This is a genomic window from Lysobacter avium (assembly GCF_015209745.1).
Taxonomy (GTDB): domain Bacteria; phylum Pseudomonadota; class Gammaproteobacteria; order Xanthomonadales; family Xanthomonadaceae; genus Novilysobacter; species Novilysobacter avium.
The window spans coordinates 105,354-122,096 of the sequence record NZ_CP063657.1 but is presented as its reverse complement, the minus strand read 5'-3'; the positions used below and the strand labels follow the sequence as shown (position 1 = coordinate 122,096).

At 69.6% G+C, this 16,743-nt stretch carries 12 protein-coding genes and 1 pseudogene; 4 read left to right on the top strand and 9 right to left on the bottom strand.

What is annotated here, in order from left to right; genetic code table 11:
• Nucleotides 1–34 precede the first annotated feature (34 nt).
• The 3 genes from hemB to INQ42_RS00550 all read left to right on the top strand — a co-directional run bounded on the left by hemB (nt 35) and on the right by INQ42_RS00550 (nt 2,183).
• Nucleotides 35–1,030: a porphobilinogen synthase gene (gene hemB, locus INQ42_RS00560; protein ID WP_194034705.1), complete on the top strand. Its 996-nt coding sequence runs from the start codon at nt 35–37 to the stop codon at nt 1,028–1,030.
• Nucleotides 1,031–1,148: 118 nt separating this feature from the next.
• Nucleotides 1,149–1,997: a shikimate dehydrogenase gene (gene aroE, locus INQ42_RS00555; protein ID WP_194034704.1), complete on the top strand. Its 849-nt coding sequence runs from the start codon at nt 1,149–1,151 to the stop codon at nt 1,995–1,997.
• Nucleotides 1,998–2,012: 15 nt separating this feature from the next.
• Nucleotides 2,013–2,183: a hypothetical protein gene (locus INQ42_RS00550; protein ID WP_194034703.1), complete on the top strand. Its 171-nt coding sequence runs from the start codon at nt 2,013–2,015 to the stop codon at nt 2,181–2,183.
• Here INQ42_RS00550 and INQ42_RS00545 read toward each other — a convergent pair.
• The 6 genes from INQ42_RS00545 to INQ42_RS00520 form a co-directional block, all read right to left on the bottom strand.
• Entirely contained in the window at nt 2,180–2,725 is a 546-nt protein-coding gene (locus INQ42_RS00545) for a gamma carbonic anhydrase family protein (protein ID WP_194034702.1), read from the bottom strand. The two genes, INQ42_RS00550 and INQ42_RS00545, sit on opposite strands and share 4 nt — an antisense overlap.
• A gap of 57 nt (nt 2,726–2,782) precedes the next feature.
• Nucleotides 2,783–3,598, bottom strand: a complete 816-nt coding sequence (locus INQ42_RS00540) for an OmpA family protein (protein ID WP_194034701.1) — start codon at nt 3,596–3,598, stop codon at nt 2,783–2,785.
• A gap of 1 nt (nt 3,599) precedes the next feature.
• Nucleotides 3,600–4,601, bottom strand: a complete 1,002-nt coding sequence (gene tagF / locus INQ42_RS00535) for a type VI secretion system-associated protein TagF (protein WP_228064392.1) — start codon at nt 4,599–4,601, stop codon at nt 3,600–3,602.
• A complete protein-coding gene (tssM, locus tag INQ42_RS00530) occupies nt 4,601–8,386 on the bottom strand; it encodes a type VI secretion system membrane subunit TssM (RefSeq protein WP_194034700.1) in 3,786 nt (1,261 codons plus the stop codon). The genes tagF and tssM overlap by 1 nt, the downstream gene beginning before the upstream one ends.
• 17 nt (nt 8,387–8,403) lie before the next feature.
• A complete protein-coding gene (locus tag INQ42_RS00525; RefSeq protein ID WP_194034699.1) occupies nt 8,404–9,900 on the bottom strand; it encodes a hypothetical protein in 1,497 nt (498 codons plus the stop codon).
• 209 nt (nt 9,901–10,109) lie between these two features.
• On the bottom strand, nt 10,110–10,991 hold the full coding sequence (locus INQ42_RS00520) for a M15 family metallopeptidase (RefSeq protein WP_228064391.1): 882 nt from the start codon (nt 10,989–10,991) through the stop codon (nt 10,110–10,112).
• 242 nt (nt 10,992–11,233) lie between these two features.
• Here INQ42_RS00520 and INQ42_RS00515 point away from each other — a divergent pair, with 242 nt between their 5' ends.
• On the top strand, nt 11,234–11,986 hold the full coding sequence (locus INQ42_RS00515; protein ID WP_194034698.1) for a hypothetical protein: 753 nt from the start codon (nt 11,234–11,236) through the stop codon (nt 11,984–11,986).
• Between the two features lie 42 nt (nt 11,987–12,028).
• On the opposite strand, the gene INQ42_RS00510 is transcribed toward INQ42_RS00515, so the two are convergent.
• From INQ42_RS00510 to INQ42_RS00500, 3 genes and pseudogenes are all read right to left on the bottom strand, one after another.
• A complete protein-coding gene (locus INQ42_RS00510; RefSeq protein WP_194034697.1) occupies nt 12,029–13,045 on the bottom strand; it encodes a 3-oxoacyl-ACP synthase III in 1,017 nt (338 codons plus the stop codon).
• 164 nt (nt 13,046–13,209) lie between these two features.
• Nucleotides 13,210–13,533, bottom strand: a pseudogene (locus tag INQ42_RS00505) (DUF4156 domain-containing protein); the annotation flags it as partial.
• A gap of 177 nt (nt 13,534–13,710) precedes the next feature.
• Complete coding sequence (locus INQ42_RS00500) at nt 13,711–16,533, bottom strand: M16 family metallopeptidase (protein WP_228064511.1); 2,823 nt, start codon at nt 16,531–16,533, stop codon at nt 13,711–13,713.
• Nucleotides 16,534–16,743: the final 210 nt, after the last annotated feature.

Here is a 16,743-nt window from a genome sequence, read left to right as displayed (position 1 = left end):
GCCCGGCGCCACCGGCCGTCGTAGAATGGGCGGCATGAGCAGCTATCCCTACGTGCGTCCGCGGCGGATGCGCCGCGATGAATTCTCCCGTCGCCTGATGCGCGAGACGGTCCTCACCAGCAACGACCTGATCTATCCGGTCTTCGTCCACGAGCTGGAGGGCCGCGAGGCGATCCCGTCCATGCCCGGCGTGGAGCGTTTGTCGATCGATGAACTGCTGCGTGTCGCCGAGCAGGCCAGCGAGTTGCGGATTCCCGCGCTGGCGCTGTTCCCGGTCACCGCGCCGGAGGCCAAGTCGCTCGACGCGGCCGCCGCCTGGGACGAGGACGGCCTGTGCCAGCGCGCGGTGCGGGCGCTCAAGCGGCGCTTCCCGGAGCTCGGCGTGATCACCGACGTGGCGCTTGACCCCTACACCAGCCACGGCCAGGACGGCCTGCTGGATGACTACGGCTACGTCATCAACGACCTCACCGTGGAGGCGCTGGTCAAGCAGGCGCTGTCGCATGCGGCCGCCGGCGTGGACATCGTCGCCCCCAGCGACATGATGGACGGCCGCATCGGCGAGATCCGCGGCGCGCTGGAGGTCGAGGGCTACCTGCACACCCGCATCCTGGCCTACAGCGCCAAGTACGCCAGCGCGTTCTATGGCCCCTTCCGCGACGCGGTCGGCAGCGCCAGCGCGCTGGGCAAGGCCGACAAGAAGACCTACCAGATGGACCCGGCCAACACCGACGAGGCCCTGCACGAGGTCAGCCTGGACCTGGCCGAGGGCGCCGACATGGTGATGGTCAAGCCCGGCATGCCGTACCTGGACATCGTGCGGCGGGTGAAGGAGGAGTTCGGCGTGCCGACCTTCGCCTACCAGGTCAGCGGCGAGTACGCGATGCTGAAAGCGGCGATCCTCAATGGCTGGCTGGATGAGCGCGCCTGCGTGCTGGAAGCGCTGACCAGCATCAAGCGCGCCGGCGCCGATGGCGTGCTGACCTACTTCGCGCTGGATGCCGCGCGCTGGCTGCGCGAGCAGGACTGAGCGCGGTCACCCGGGGCGTCGCTGACTCCCCGTAGACTGGGCGGCAGAAGGGGCCCGCCACCGCACGTCACACCGCTGCCTGCCCCGGCCACCAATCCACTGTCCAAGCGAGGTCCCCATGTCCACTCCCCGATTCGCCCTGATCGGCCACCCTGTCGCGCATTCGCTGTCGCCGCGGATCCACGCCGCGTTCGCGCGCCAGACCGGGATCGCGATGGACTACGGCCTGATCGACGCGACCGCCGAGGAATTCGACGACGCGCTGGCCGGGTTCGCGGCCGCCGGCGGAAAGGGCGCCAACGTGACCCTGCCGCACAAGGCGCGTGCCGCCGCGGCCTGCGAGAGCCTGAGCGACCGCGCGCGCCGCTGCGGCGTGGTCAATACCCTGACCCGCACCGCCACCGGCTGGGCCGGCGACAACACCGACGGCCTCGGGCTGGTGCGTGACCTCACCGATCGCCATGGCCAGGACCTGCGCGGCCGCCGGGTGCTGCTGATCGGTGCCGGCGGGGTCGCCCACGGGGTCGCCCCGGCGTTGCTGGATGCGGGTATTGCGGGCCTGATGATCGTCAACCGCACCGACAGCCGGACCGACGCGCTGGCCGACCTGCTGGGCGATCCTGCGCGGGTGCATCCGCGCAACTTCGCCGACCTGCACACCCAGGGCGTGTTCGACCTGATCATCAACGCCACCTCGATCGGCCACGCGGCCGACGGGGGCGAGCTGCCGCTGCCGCAGTCGCTGATCGCGCCGCGCGGCGACGTGGTCGACCTAGGCTACGGCGAGGCCTCGATCGGCTTTTTGGCCTGGGCGCGCGCCGGCGGCGCCGACCAGATGATGGACGGCCTGGGGATGCTGGTGGAACAGGCCGCCGAGAGCTTCAAGGTCTGGCACGGCGTTCGCCCGAGCACCGACGAGATCTACGCCGAGCTGCGCGCCGAGAGCGGCGCGACGACCGTCGCATAAGAGGCTGCACGAACCGTGGACCCGATCCTGAAAAGCGGTTTGATCATCACCCTGGTCGGTCTGGTGATGCTGATCGTCGGTTTCACCCGGCGCGAATCGGGCTCCGGACCGGTGATGATGTGGGCAGGCGTGACCACCATGATCGGCGTGGTGGTGTTCTATATCCTGCGTAACCTGGGAATCTAGGCGCTGGCGGCCATCTGCAGGTAGGCATCCTTCAGCTGCACGTAGTGCTGCGCGCTGTGGCGCAGCTGTTCCAGCTCGCGCTCCGACAGTTTGCGCACGAAGCGCGCCGGACTACCGAGCCACAGCTCGCCCTCGCCCACGGTCTTGCCCGGCGCCACCACCGCGCCGGCACCGACAAAGCCGAAGCGTGAGACCGTCGCGCCGTCCAGCACCACCGCGCCCATGCCGACCAGGCAGAACTCCTCCAGCCGGCACGCGTGGATCACGGCAGAGTGGCCAACGGTCACGTCGTTGGCGATCACGGTGGGAAACCCGCCCGGTCGCGTAAACGGGCCTTCGTGGGTGACGTGGATGATCGCGCCGTCCTGGATGTTGGTGCGCGCGCCGATGTGGATCGAGTTGACGTCGCCGCGGACCACGCAGCCGGGCCAGATGGAGACGTCTTCCTCCAGGAAAACGTTACCAATGACCGTGGCGGCGGGGTCGACGTAGACGCGCGCGCCGACCCGGGGGGTGTGTTCCAGAAAGGGTCGAATGCTCATCGCACCAGTCTAGTGCGCCTGCGGACAATCGCCACCCATCCGGCGCTTCGCGGCGTGCTACATCACCCGGAATTCGATCCGGCGGTTGCGGGCGCGGCCGTCATCGCTGTCGTTGTCTGCGACCGGCCGGTCGGGACCGAAGCCCTGCACGCTGAGGTTGTCGGCGCTGACGCCGCGCTGTTCCAGGTAGGCCTTCACCGCGATCGCCCGCTGCAGGCTCAGGGCGATGTTGGACTCGCGCGAGCCCACACTGTCGGTGTGGCCGATCACCTGGACCTGCTGCTGGCCGACGCTCTCCAGCGCGACCGCCATCTCGTCCAGGATCGCGCGGCCGCCGTCGGTCAGCGTCGCGCTGCCGCTCTTGAACTCGATGATGCGGTCGGCCAGGGTCTGGTCCAGCAGGTCCTGCTTGCTGCCACCGCCGCCGACCAGCGAGTTCTTCAGCACGTAGCTTGGACCCGCGCCCGTCGCTATCGCGCTGGCGACCTGTTGCCGCGCCGCCTCGTTGCCGACCTGACCGCTGATGCGCACGCTGTTGCCGTCGATGGCCAGCTCGCCGCCGGACACTTGCCTGAGGTCCGGACCGAGCATGCCCAGCACGCGGTCGCTCCAGTTGGGCGGGGCGATCACCGCGTCCACCTCGATCCGGTCGACCACCCGGTTGGCGCCGTAGAGCTCGCGCAGCCGCTGCAGGATCGCCGCCCGGGTCGCCTCGTCGGGCACGGTGCCGGTGGCCACCACCGGTTTCTCCGCCGCCGTGCCGCTCGCGCCGCCGGACTGCGCGAGTGCTGCCGCCGGTGACAGCAGCAGTCCGATCGCCAGCAACCAGGAGGTGAGCGGGCCGGTCGCCGCCAGGACAGGGTGTGTGCGCATGTCAGGTTCCAAGAAAGGTCTCGTTGAACGTCTTGCGTGCGGCCCTCAGCGAAAGCTGGTCGCGATCCAGGTAGCTGACCAGCCGGTTGAGGGCGTAGTCGCCGGCGATGTGGTCCTCGACCCATTCGGCGTCATCGACCGCGATCAGCTGCTCCTGGCCGACGCGGCCATCCAGCGTCGCCTGCAGCAGGCGGCCGTCGGCACCATTGAAGCCGATCAGCAGGCGCGGACCGGCGGCGGACGCCGTCGCTGCATCGCATACCAGCACGGTGAGTTCGAAGTCCGCCCGGCCCAGGAAGCCGGCCAACAGGTCGAGCCAGAACGCGGCCACCAGCGGCCGGTACAGCGCGTCCACCGGCAGGGGCAGCGACAGGCCCTTGTCGACCTGGGCCGCGCCGCCGGCGATGACCGGCTGCAGCAGCATCCCCAGCGCGGGGAGCAACCAGCGCAGTTGCAGCTGCGGGTAGCCGGACTGGCGCAGCAGTGCCTGCAGCGAGCCGATGTCCTGCAACTCGATGAAATCATCGAAGGCGGCGTCGTAGACGCGCGCGTCGGTATTGATCGCGACCCGCCCGTCAGCCAGTTGGCGCAGCGGCTCGGCCGGATCCTCGGCGGCGACGATCTGCTGCCCGCTGCGCGCCAGGCTGGACCACAGCCGCGACAGCGCCAGCGGGCTGCGGCCGATGAACGCCAGCGGCTGGGCCACCTCGAACCGCGTCGCAGCGAGAAAGGGAAACCGGCGCTGCGAACTGTCCCGACTGGGCAGGTAATGGCCACCGATCGCGAGCCGGCTGCGCGAGCCGACGAAAGCGAAATGCAGCGGCGATGCCTGATCGTAGAGCTGCTTCCAGCCCGGATCGCTGGCAAGCAACTCCAGTCCCTGCCCGGCCCAGCGGTCCAGCAGCATCATCAACTGGTGGCTTTCCGGGGTGCGCACGAAGTCCCCGCGACTGGGCAGCTTGCCGAAATAGCTGACCGGGTGCGCCGTCTCCACCGCCACCATTACTGCGCACCGCCGGGCGATGCCGCCGCAGTGGTCGCGCTGGGCGCGGGTTGCGCCGCCACCGCCGCGCCGGCCACCACCGCCGGCAGCTGCAGGCCCAGGGCATCATTGGTCCCGGCATTGGATTCCACCGTGCTGACGATGCGCAGTTCCACCTCGACCCGGGCGCCGTCGCGGTGCCAGCCCAGCCGGTAATGCTGGCGGCCGAGGCTGGTCTTCTCGGCGGCGTCGAACATCGCCGAGGTCGCGTTGTCACCGGGCGCGTTGAACACCTCCACGGTGCGTCCGTCACCGGTGACGGCATGGATCTGCACCCCGGGCACGCCCTCGCCCGGCAGCTGGAAGGTGTGCCATTGCGGCGGGGTGTTGCGGTAGCGCATCTGCTGGCCATCGACGGTCATCGTGTATTCGCGCCCCTGCGCCGCCAGCGGCAGCACCTGGAACACCATCGTCGGTCCCTCGCCGGCGGCGGTGGCGCCGACCCAGCGCCCGTAGCCGGCGACCAGCTCGGGTCGCAGGTTGATGCCGATGTCGGCCCACTGGCGCGCGGTCAGCATCGTGCCGCGGCGGATCACCAGCGACCCCAGCGCGGATTCGCCGAATTTCGCGATCGCGCCCTGCGGGCCGAAGATCTGCTCGATGTCCGCGCGCGCCGCTTCCACCGTCGCCTCCGGCGCATACGGGTAGCGTTGGCCGATGCCGTCCTCGAACGGGCGCAGCACCTGCGCCGTCCAGGTCTGGTTGATCTCGCCCTCGGTCGGCCGCACCAGCGCGGCGAAGGCCTGCACCAGCGGACGCAGCAGCAGCGGGCGCAGGGTGTTGCGCTGGTCCTCGGCCAGACCGTTGAGCATCTGCTCGTCCACCAGCTTCAGCGCAAGGTCCAGTTCGGAGCCGCCATCAAGGGTGTCCTGCATCAGCTTGCGTGCGCCCGGGCCAGGATCGCCCTGCGTCTTGATCTGGTTGAAGCGGCTGCGGACCTTGCCCAGCGCCTCGAAGTACTGCGGCAGCAGGGCCGGTCCACCGTCGTGCTCGACCAGCAGCCGCGCCAGTCCGGCAAACTTCTGCCCCAGCGGCCCGGCCTCCATCGGACCCTTCTCGCCGCTTTGCGGATCCACCGACACCGGGATCGAGGTCGGGTTGCGGCGCATGACCACCCGGTTGAACCAGCCGGCGATGCCGCCCTTGACCGCGCCGGCGGTGGCGTTGGCGGCGGCCGGGTTGTCCCACACGGTTTCCCGGTTGACGGCTTCCAGCAGCAGCCGCAGCGGCGAGTTGACCGGATCGCCGAGACGGTTCATCCGGCTCACCGCTTCTTCAAAATTGTCGAAGCGGGTGACGCTGATGCCCTGCAGGAACTTGCTCCACTCGCGCGCGTATTCGGCCTTGTACATCGCCGCCAGTTCGCGGGCGATGTGCTGCGGGCTGCCGGCCAGGGTCAGGTCGTTCTGCACCGTCGCCTCCAGCACCCAGTCGGTGCTGCTCAACTCGGTGCTGGACGCTTCCTTGATCGCGCCCTGGACGTAGTCCTCCCACGCCTTGCGGGTGAAGGTCCCGGGAATCTGGTGGCTGCCGGTGACCGCGCCGCCCGCCTGCTTGTCCCCCAGCAGGCTGGCCACGGTGACCGGGCTGAAGCGCGTTGCTGCACGGGCCTTGATCTGGGCGTACACGCGATCGCGCGCGGGCGTGCCCTTCATCACCTGGCGCAGCGCCTCGCGGCTGTCGTCCACCAGGCTGTACTTGAGCTCCAGTTGCGGCCACCCAGGGTCGGCGGACTGCTGGACGTGGAAGGTCATCAGGCGGCCGGCGGCGCGCAGCAGTTCCTCGCGGGTCATCGCGCCGCGGTTGGCCTCCAGCCAGCCGCGCCAGAACCGGGTCAGCTGGTCGCTCAGATGGGTCGCCTCCACGCGCTCGTGGTTGCCCAGCATCAGGTAGGTCTTGAGCGCGTTGTAGGCGTCCTGCGAGTCGGTCGCGACCGCGTCCTCGTACAGGCGGGTGTCGCTGGTGGCGGCGGGATCGTCCGCGCCGTCATCGCTGTCGGACGGTGCGCCGGTCAGCGACGGCGGCTTCAGTTCGCTGCGCCGGGCCACGACCTGGCCCAGGTAGCTTTCCAGCTTGCTCGACACCGGCACCAGCATCAGCTGGCGCATGCCGTGGAAGTACTCCTCGCGCAGCTTGGCTTCCACCGCGGCGCCCTGGTAGAGGCCCAGTCCAAGGCTGAGCGGGTGGTCATCGCGATGCCGCTGCAGCTGCTCCAGCCGGTCCTGCAGCACGAGCAGGGCTTCAACGCGAGACTGCAGGTCGACCTTTTCCGCCTGCACCGCGATCGCCTTGTCCAGGTCCGCGGTGGCGTCGGCGACCAGTTGCTGGTTGCCGCTGTAGGACCAGGTCCAGCCCGCCAGCACGAGCGCCAGCGCGGCGACGGCACCGGCAAAGGCCGCGTAACGCACCCGCGTCCGGCCCGGGTTGGAGTACTGCCGGACCAGCTGGCGGTCGGCGAAGATCACCTTGCGGAACAGCCCGAGCAGGAAGTGGCTGCTGTCGGCGGGGGCCACGGTCTCCCCAGTTGGCATGCCGCCCTGCAACTCGAACTGGCGCGCCACGCGCTCGGACGCGGGCTGCACGGTGACGCCTTCCTGCAGCGCACTGGTGAAGTAGAAGCCGCGGAACACCGGCTTGAACTGGTAGGGGTTCTCCTCGAACAACGTGGCGATGAAGGTCCGCAGTGCCGGCTTGATCCCGGCGAACTCCATTGGCATCGCCAGCAGGCCCGGGCTGACATCGCGCCCGCGGGCCATCGCCATCTGTGCCAGGCCCATTTCACGCAGGCCGTCGGCGAGCACGTCGAAGTGCCGGTCAAACGATTCCAGCGCGTCGCATTCACCACTGCCGGCGCCCTGCCTGTCGAGCTCGTAGGGCAGCGTCGCGCCCCAGGCGTTTTCGCGCTCGGACGGATCCAGGCCGCGGAAGAAGTCGCTGAAGCCGCTGATCAGGTCGGCCTTGGTGAATACGACGTAGACCGGGGCGTGGACCTCCAGCCGCTCGGTCAGCTCCTGCACGCGCTGGCGCAGGTTCTTGGCCAGGTCGATCGCGAACTCGGGCTTGCTGCCCGACAGCTCGGCGATCGAGGCGGCGATGATGATGCCGTTGATCGGCGCGCGCGGCCGGTGCTTCTTCAGCAGGTCCAGGAACGTCAGCCACTCCAGCCGGTCCTCGGCGCTGACCGTGTAGCGGCCAGCCGTGTCCAGCACGATGCCTTCGGTGGTGAAGTACCAGTCGCAGTTGCGCGTGCCGCCCAGGCCGTGGATCACGTTGCTGCGGTTGTCCTCGAAGGGAAAGCGCAGGCCCGAGTTGAGGATCGCGGTGCTCTTGCCGGCGGCGGGGTTGCCGATGATCACGTACCACGGCAGCTCGTAGAGGGCGGCGTTGCCCTTCATCTGGCCCAGGCGCGAGGTCTTGATCGCCTTGACGGCCTCGGCCATGCGCTCGCGCAGGACCTCGGCGTCCACGCGCGCGGCGGGCTTGGCCGCGGTAACCGCGTTGTCGGCGTGCTCGGACACCATGGTGTCGAGCCGCTTGGCGGCGCGCGCCGTGCGGAGCTTGCGCACGACCAGGAACGCCAGCCAGACGACGACGGCGAGGATGAGCAGCGCGACCAGCCAGACGCCCGCCGCCATCAGAGAGTCCCTGCCGAAGTAGGCAACGGCGGCGGCGATGGCGATGCCCAGCGCGGCCAGCACGCGGTAGTCCCTCAGCCAGAAACGAAGGTTGGTCCAGAAGCTGCTCATCTACGCATCCATGATCGTCAAACGGTTTCCGCCGCGGGCGCGGCTGGAGGTTCAGGGCTGGGCATGGGCGACAGCGCGGCGGCAAAACGCACCGTGCCGTCGGCGACCGACGCGAGCACGACCGGCGCGTCTTCGGCCGTGGCCTGCGCCGCCGCAGCGGCGAGCAACGCGAGTACCGCCACCGCTCCGGTCTCGCCGCAGACCAGACCCAGGTGGCGACCCTGCTCGACCGGGTCCAGCTCGGGCAGGCAGACGGTCATCGCGCCGGCGATCTCGATCGCGCGGCTGGGACGGTGGTCGGCGTCGCTGAAGACGGCGGCGACCTCGTCGGCGGGCAGCGCGGCGACCGCCAGCGCGCGCTGCAGCAGCGACGCAAGCTCGCGCCCGGCCGTACGTCCGTGTCCCGCCGGTCCGTGCAGGACGCGATGCAGCCGCAACGGCGGCACTTCCCGCCCGTCGCCGGGAGTCTGCGTCGACAGCCACACGCCCGCCGCGCCCTCGCCGGGAATCAGTCCCTCCGGATGCCCGCTGACCAGCAGGCTGCGGGTCGCATCCAGCCGGCTGACCGCGAGCTCGTCCACCAGGCTGTGCGCCGCCAGCAGCAGGTGGGTGTCGGATGGCGCGGCGTCGGCATGCGCGTCGGGCTGGGCCAGCCGGTCGATCACCCGCCACGCATCGGCGGCGCCGGCGACCGGCTCGACGCTGATGCGGAACGTGCCGCTGGCAAATCCGATCGTGGCGGCCTTGTCGGCGATCCAGCCCAGGCAAGCGCGACGCACCGGCTCGGGCCAGTGGGCCGGCAGCAGCAGCCGGATGTGCAGGACCGGCGCCTGCGGCGCGGGCGCCAGCGCGCGCGAGGAACGCGAGTGCTGCATGGCATGAGGGTGCATCGCCGTGTCCGCGGACGGCGCAGCCACCGGGTCCACGTCCGCGAACGGCAGCGCGGCGTACAGCAGGTCTTCGACGACCGTCTCCAGCAGCGCCAGCGCGCGCAGCTGGTCCTCGGCAAGACCCGGCGAGCGCGGTCGCGATTCCGGCAGCAAGGCCTCGACGGCAGCGCGGACAGGCTCCACGTCCAGATCATCGACCTGGGCGGCAAATATCGGCAGGCCCATCTGGTCGCGCAGGGATGGATGCAGCGAGGGCCGCTGGGGCTGCAACAGCGCTCCGGCCAGGACTTCGCCGCCGCTGCCGACGCGTGTGAGGGCGGCGCTGTCCAGCAGGTAGAGGATCCGGTCGGCTTCGACCTGCTCGGCTGCGTCCTGAGCCCTAGCGCTGCCCGCAATCGAATCCGTCGCCGTCTGTTCGTGGCCCGCCTTGCGCCGGCGAGCAAGCGCCCGCAGCAGCAGAAAGCCAGCGACCATCAACAGCGGCAGGAGCAACAAAGTGCCAACGATCTGCGGCGTGCCGGGCGTCGCGCCGCTGGACCGCCAATAGAGGATCGCGACCAGCCAAACCGCACCGAACGCCAGCGCGATTCCCAGCAGTCCCCGGATGAGCGCACCCACCCTCATTGCCGCGTATCCGGACGCACTGTCCCGCCCCCCGTTAACGACCGGCCACGGCGTCGCCGCGGGTGATCCACGCGTAGGCAACATCAACGGGTTTCCACATCGCCCTGCTCCCTGGCTTTGCCCTTCGGGCATCCGGCTTTCCTGCGCCGCGGGTCAAGATAGCAGGTGCAGCCCCCGGTTTTCACCTGCCGCGCCAGCCGATGAGCCCCTCATCGACCCGCCGCGCGACGCGCCTGGCGGCAATCGGACTTCAATTCCAGGTGGACGTAGTCCTTGATGCTGCGCCAGTTGCCACCCCATTCAAGGCCTGCCTCGACCGCCAATTCGCCGTACAGGAAGTAGCCGCGACGGGTCCACGGATCCTCCATGTCCCACTGCAGCCTGCCGTCGCGGTACAGCGCGCTGTCGACCGCGAGACCGTACTGGTGGCAGCTCTGGCCGGCGCCGGCACGGGTGACTGCGCCGCCCTTGGCCGCCAGGGACGCCTGCCGTTCGGGGCTGCGATAGCCCTCCACCAGCACCATCTCGTAACCGTGCACTTCGCGCATGACGCGGTAGATCGCGAGCACCCGCTGCTGGAAGTCCGGCGCGATGCGCGCCCACTTGCGATCGGCGCTGGAGATCTCTTGCGGGGCCACGACCGCTGCACCCCGCATCTGCGCGGCCTCCGCGGCGATAAACACGGCGGGCGGAAGTTCCGGCGGAGGCGCCAGGCGCTCACCGCGCAGCAGTTCCACCACATGGCTGTCCGCGCTGAAGCCCGCGCCGCCGCCGAAGTCGTCCCACAGCACCTGGCGACCGAATTGCAGGATCAGCAACGGTGGAAGCGCCAGGGCCGCTACGGTCGCGACCAGCAGCCAGCGTCGGCGGTGCAGCAACTGCCCCAGTCGCGCGCTGCCTCCACGCAGCGCGCGCGAGGAGTTGCCGGCGCGCGTGCCCGCGCCGTCTTGCCAGCGTCCCGCCGCGGCTGCCATCCGCGCGCGCCAGCGACCGACCCCGGCCAGCACACCGTCGCGCGCAGCCGGAAAGACCGCCAGCCACGCCAGCAGTACCGTCACCAGAAAAAACACCGCCATCCCAAGCGCGAGCATGTTGCCACCGTCCCTGTTGCCCACCTGACCGTCCACCAGGCCATCCAATTGACGCCACTGCGACCCCAACGCAGAATGCCCGGGCACATTGTCCGGCCCGGCCCGGACCGTAACCAGCCGGATTGGCGGTCTGGAAAGGAGTCCACGTGGATCGGCAAGATGCCAAACCCCGTCGCCCGAGCCTGATGGCCGGCGTCCCAAGCCCTGCGACCGGCCCCTCGCCGGCGCGGATACTAGCAGACATGGACGGTGGCAAGACCGCCGCGGTCAGCACAGGCCCGGCTCCGCGAAGGAAACTGCTGATTCTTGCGGCCGCGGCCGTCAGTGTGTTCGCGCTGCTGTGGTGGTGGCAATCGGGAAACCGCCAGACAGGTTTTTCGCCGGCCGATGCGCCGATGCGCGCCGGATCCGGGACCGCCGGGATCGCGGCCGATGCTGGTCGCGGCGCGGCCACCATCATCGAAGAGCCCTCGCCTGGCAGCGGCCCCAATGCACCTCCCAATGCTGGGGACGGTTCAGCGTTCGGCGAAGGCGCGGACGACCCGCTGGCCTCCCCGTTTGCAGCGTCAACCCCGACTGCGGCAGCCTTGGCGACCGCTCGACCGGACGGTGCGAACCCGTTTACGCCCGGCGAACCGGCCCGAAGCAGGCCGCCTGTCGCGACACCGCCGCGGGCCGCGCGAGCCCGTGGAACGAACCCGGGTGCGCGCGCTGGCGAACCGGACCTGATGGCCACGTTGCTGGGCAACATCCAGGCCGCGGAGGCGGCGCCGGCCAGCGGGCTGGATACCCTGATCCGGAAAATGGAGAGCGACGAGGCGAGCGTCGTCGCCGGCAGGCAGAACGCGTCGACCGGCATTCAGCCGACGCGATCGCAGCAGATCCAGTCCAACCTGCGCGAATGCCCCCCGGCCAACACCTCCAAGGGGTTGAAGTGCCGGCAGGAGATCTGCGCCGTCTACGCCGGGCGCGACCCGGCGTGTCCGGCCGACTGAGTCGCCGCGGGATCGATCAAGCGGCGGCGCGTTGCGGTCCGGTTACCAGACCACCTCGGCCATGGAGCAGTTCAGCCCCGAGCCAATACCGAGCAGGGCCACGCGGTCGCCCTTTTTCAGCCGCCCCATCTCGCGCAGCTTGCTGAGCACGATCGGCACCGACGCGGGGCCGATATTGCCGTGCTCGCCAAAGATGGTCAGGACCTTCTTCGGATCAATGCCCATGGCCTTGGTGAAGGCGGCGGTGTGCACCTTGCTGACCTGATGGATGACGAACTCGTCCAGTTCCTCGGCCACCCAACCCAGCTTGTGGCGGGCAACGGCGAAGGTCTTCTGCGCCAGCTTGATGCCCTCGATGAGCAGCATCCGGGTGTCGGTGACCATGCCGTCCAGATTGCCGCGGCACAGCTTGTTCCATTCCGTCGCGGCCCGGGTCACGCCGCCCTTGTAGCGGGGCGCACCAGGCGCCAGCTCGGCGCGCGCCATGACCATCGCCGCCGCGCCCGACCCCAGGGTCAGCGTCGCCAGTTCATTGCGGAAGTCCGCCTCGGTGCAATCGGGGCTGCTCAGGCGTTCCAGGGTCTTCTCGTAGGCGAGGTCGGCGGTTTCGCCGTCCACGACCAGCGCGTAGTCGATCTCGCCGCATTCGATCATGCGGCTGGCGATGTCCATGCCATTGATGAATGCAAGGCACGCGTTGGCGACGTCGAAGTTCTGGCAGGTGTCGGGCAGCCCCAGGTTGCCGCTGACGATCGAGGCCGTCGAAGGCTCCAGGTAGTCGCGGCTGACCGAGGTATTGACCAGCAGGCCAACGCGGTCGGGATCGATCCCGGAATCGGCCAGCGCCTTCACCGCCGCCAGCGTCGCCGCGTCGGAGGCGAGCACATCGCCGTCCCACAGTCGGCGCGCGTGGATGCCGGCGATATCGCCGAGCACGTCGGTGCGGATGCCCAGGCGGTCCAGGGTCGGCTTGAGCCGGAGATTGATCTCTTCCGAGCTCAACCGGCGTGGCGCGTCGATGTGGGCCAGGCCGGCGATGGCGACATGTTGGAACTGCATGGGCGGCAAACCAGGAAAGACAGGTATCACGACAGGTTAACGCGTTACCGTCCTGCCTGCATTAACGCTTGCCGCGAAACCGGTCAACCACCCACCGGATAGGTCTGTACGGCGCTCTTCGGCGCCCCCGACTCGGCCGGCCCGGGCACCGCAGTCACGTTGCCACAGCGATAAGCCGAAAAACGCTGCTCGCCAGCGGTCGGCGGGCCCATCGGCTGGATGGTGTCGGCCTGCAGGCCGGGCGCCTCGTTGCGGGCCAGGGTTTCCAGCTCTTCCCGTACGCGCAGGTTGTTGCGCTCGTAGAAAGCCACGCTGTCCTTGACCGAGACCGCGATCTCGCCCTGGCGGGTGCATCCCGCCGGCGGGCCCCCTGCCCCGATCACCCGGACGGCGCTGGCCCCCGGCGCCATTTTCACCCACGTGCACCCGCCGGCAAGGAGGACTGCGGTGGCAAGGGCAAGCGGGATGGCGAGGGTCGACGAGCGGATCATGGAAGCTCCTGGATGGATGGGGCCGCCGGAGCGGGAGCCCGAGGCGGGTGGTGCGGGCAGCCGATGTTATCGGCCGCCCGGCGTGAATCAGGCATAACCGCGCAGCGGACATCCCGCGCGCTTGGCAAGCGCCCGCCGCGCGAGGCCGGCGGGCGCTTGCGAAGATGCCGCGCTCTACTCTTTGCTGGCGGCGCTGGTGGCCCGCGCGACCGGCTTGCCGTCTTCGTCCAGAACCTGCACCGGTCCCAGCTCGAGCGCGCGCACCGGCGCCTCGATCTGGCCCAGGTCACCGACCACGACCCAGGTCAACGCCGCCGGGTCGATCGTCGAGGCGGCCTTGGCCACCACGGCCGGGGTCATCGCGTCGATCTCGGCCTTGTGCTGGAAGACGTAGTCATCCGGGCGGTCGTAGCGGACGATGCCGGTGATCGTGCCCATCACCGCGCTGCCGGTCTCGTAGGCGCCGGGCAGGCTGCGGATTTCATTGGCCTTGACCTTGGAAACCTCCTCGGCGGTCGCCGGCGACTTGCCGCTGGCGAAGTCGTTGATCTCGCGCTTCAGTTCGGCCACCGACTCGGCGGTCTTGTCGATCTGCACCGGCGCGTAGGCCAGCCACGGCCGCTGGCCGATCGCGTTGCTGGCGAAGCTGTAGGACCCGTAGGCCCAGTGCTTGTCCTCGCGCAGGTTCATGTTGAGCCGGGAACTGAACTGGCCGCCCAGTACGGTGTTGGCGAAGCCGAACTCGGTGGCGTCCTCGGATTTGGTCGAGGGCACCAGTTCGCCGACGTAGATGTTCGCCTGCACCGCGCCGGGCTGGTCGATCAGGAACACGCGCGGCGCACTTGGCAGCGCGACGTCCGGGACGCTGACCGGCGCGGGCGCGGCGCTCTTGCCCTTCCAGTCGCCCAGGTGCCGGTTCAACATCGGCACGATCTCCTTGAGCGTGGTGTCGCCGACCACCACCATCGTGGCCGCCTCCGGCCGCACCCAGCCCTGGTGGTAGGCGAGCAGGTCGTCACGGGTCAGCGCGGCGATCGTGTCCTCGGTCCCCGAGCCGCTGAACGGAATGGCATACGGGTGGCCCTCGCCGTACAGCAGCGGTGGCAGCACGCGCAGTGCGGCCGAATTGGGCCGTGCCTTTTCCTGCTTGATGCCGGCAATCCAGGTGGCCCGCACACGGTCGATCTCGCTCTGCTCAAAGCGCGGCTTGCGCAGCATCTGGCTGAAGAGCTCCAGCGACGGGTCGAGGTTTTCCTTCAACGCCGACAGCGAGGCGCTCGCGCCGTCCAGCGCGGCGCCGGCGCCCAGGTTGGCGCCCAGCGCTTCGGCGCGCGCGGCAAAGCCCAGCGCGTCGTACGTGCCGGCGCCTTCGTCGAGCATGCCCATGGTGAAGCTGGAGCTGCCCAGCTTGTCCGCCGGATCGGCCTTGAAGCCGCCGTCGAACATCAGCGAGAACTGGACCACCGGGATGTCGTGGCGCTGGGCGAGGATCACGCGGGTGCCGTTCTTGAGCGTGGCGCGCTGCAGTTCGGGGAACTTCAGCTCGGGGAACTCGTCGGGCAGCGGCACGCCGGTGCTGCGGTCCACGCTGGACGGCAACACGCTGTAGCGCGAATCCACCGCCGGCAGGGTCAGCGGCGCCGGCTCCACCGCCGGATCCTCGGCAAGCGGGGTGCGCTCGCCGGGCATCACCACCAGGGTGTGGTCGCCCTTGCCCAGCCACTGGCGCCCCAGCGCCTGCAGGGTGGCCGGCTGCACGGCGGCAACCGTGGCCATGCTCTGGCGGAAGCAGCCCGGGTCTTCGGTGTAGATGGCGCAACTGGCCAGCGCGTCGGCCTTGCCGCCGAAGCCGCCGATACGCTCGACACCGCGGATGAAGCCCGCCCGCACCACGGTCTTGGCCTGCGCCAGCTCGGCGGCATCCGGACCTTCGGCCAGCAGCCGCTGCAGCTCCTCGTCGATGATCGCCTCGACCTTTTTCGGGTCCACGCCTTCCTTGACGGTCGCGAAGACGAGGAAATTGGAGCCCAGCTGCGACTCGCTGAGGCCGGCGGTCACGTTGTCGACCAGCTTGTCGGCGTGCACCAGGCGCCTGGCCAGGCGCGAGGTGCTGCTGCCGCCAAGGACCTGGGCCAGCACACCGAGCTGGTCGGCTTCCACCGTCGCGGTCGGCGGGACGTTCCAGGCCCGGTAGATGCGCGCCTGCGGCACCCGATCCTCGAGCACTTCGCGGGTCGAGGCCGCCCGCCGGGCGACATCGACCGGCGGCTGCGCCATGTCCGGGCCGGCCGGGATGTCGCCGAAATAGCGGGCAACCTTTTCCTTTGCCGTCGCCACGTCGATGTCGCCGGCCAGCACCAGCACCGCGTTGTTGGGGCCGTACCACGCGCGGAACCAGTTCTTGACATCCTCCAGCGAGGCCGCATCCAGGTCGGCCATCGAGCCGATCACGCTGTGGTGGTAGGGATGCTCGACCGGATACAGCGCCTGGTTCAACTTGGTCCAGACCTGGCCGTAGGGCTGGTTCTCGCCCTGGCGCTTCTCGTTCTGGACCACGCCGCGCTGCTCGTCCAGGGTGGCCTGGTCGATCGCGCCCAGCAGGTGGCCCATGCGGTCGGACTCCATCCACAGCGCGGTATCCAGCGCGGTGGTCGGGACGTTCTGGAAGTAGTTGGTGCGGTCGGTATTGGTGGTGCCGTTCATGTCGGTTGCGCCGACCATCTCGAACGGATCGAAGTACTCGCCGCGATGGTTCTCCGAGCCGTTGAACATCAGGTGCTCGAACAGGTGGGCGAAACCGGTGCGGCCCCGGGGCTCGTCCTTGCTGCCCACGTGGTACCAGACGTTGACCGCGACGATCGGCGCCTTGCGGTCGGTGTGGACGATGACCCGCAGTCCGTTGGGCAGGGTGAACTGCTCGTAGGCGATGTCCACCGGCGCTGCCGTGACGGCCGTGCGCGCCTGGGCGGGCTGCGGCAGGAAGGCCAGGCTGCCCATGGCAACGGCGACCCCGAGGGCGAGCGCGCCGTGGCGCAGCGTGCGCGGCCGGGCGTAAGCAACGACGCTGCGGCGCGACGGGCGGGGAGAACCAGCAGGAACGGCGGGAAGCAACCCGGCTGCGCGGGACGATGCGGACATTCGACACTCCTTGTACGGTCCCGCCCGATATGGACGGATACGCAATCGTAACGGCAGCGCGCGTTATGG

Coding starts and splice junctions, on each gene's coding strand:
- INQ42_RS00500 (WP_228064511.1), bottom strand. CDS start 16,533: ATGGGCAGCCTGGCCTTCCTGCCGCAGCCCGCCCAGGCGCGCACGGCC.
- tssM (WP_194034700.1), bottom strand. CDS start 8,386: ATGAGCAGCTTCTGGACCAACCTTCGTTTCTGGCTGAGGGACTACCGC.
- INQ42_RS00510 (WP_194034697.1), bottom strand. CDS start 13,045: ATGCAGTTCCAACATGTCGCCATCGCCGGCCTGGCCCACATCGACGCG.
- tagF (WP_228064392.1), bottom strand. CDS start 4,601: ATGGTGGCGGTGGAGACGGCGCACCCGGTCAGCTATTTCGGCAAGCTG.
- INQ42_RS00545 (WP_194034702.1), bottom strand. CDS start 2,725: ATGAGCATTCGACCCTTTCTGGAACACACCCCCCGGGTCGGCGCGCGC.
- hemB (WP_194034705.1), top strand. CDS start 35: ATGAGCAGCTATCCCTACGTGCGTCCGCGGCGGATGCGCCGCGATGAA.
- INQ42_RS00520 (WP_228064391.1), bottom strand. CDS start 10,991: ATGCTCGCGCTTGGGATGGCGGTGTTTTTTCTGGTGACGGTACTGCTG.
- INQ42_RS00515 (WP_194034698.1), top strand. CDS start 11,234: ATGGACGGTGGCAAGACCGCCGCGGTCAGCACAGGCCCGGCTCCGCGA.
- INQ42_RS00525 (WP_194034699.1), bottom strand. CDS start 9,900: ATGAGGGTGGGTGCGCTCATCCGGGGACTGCTGGGAATCGCGCTGGCG.
- aroE (WP_194034704.1), top strand. CDS start 1,149: ATGTCCACTCCCCGATTCGCCCTGATCGGCCACCCTGTCGCGCATTCG.
- INQ42_RS00540 (WP_194034701.1), bottom strand. CDS start 3,598: ATGCGCACACACCCTGTCCTGGCGGCGACCGGCCCGCTCACCTCCTGG.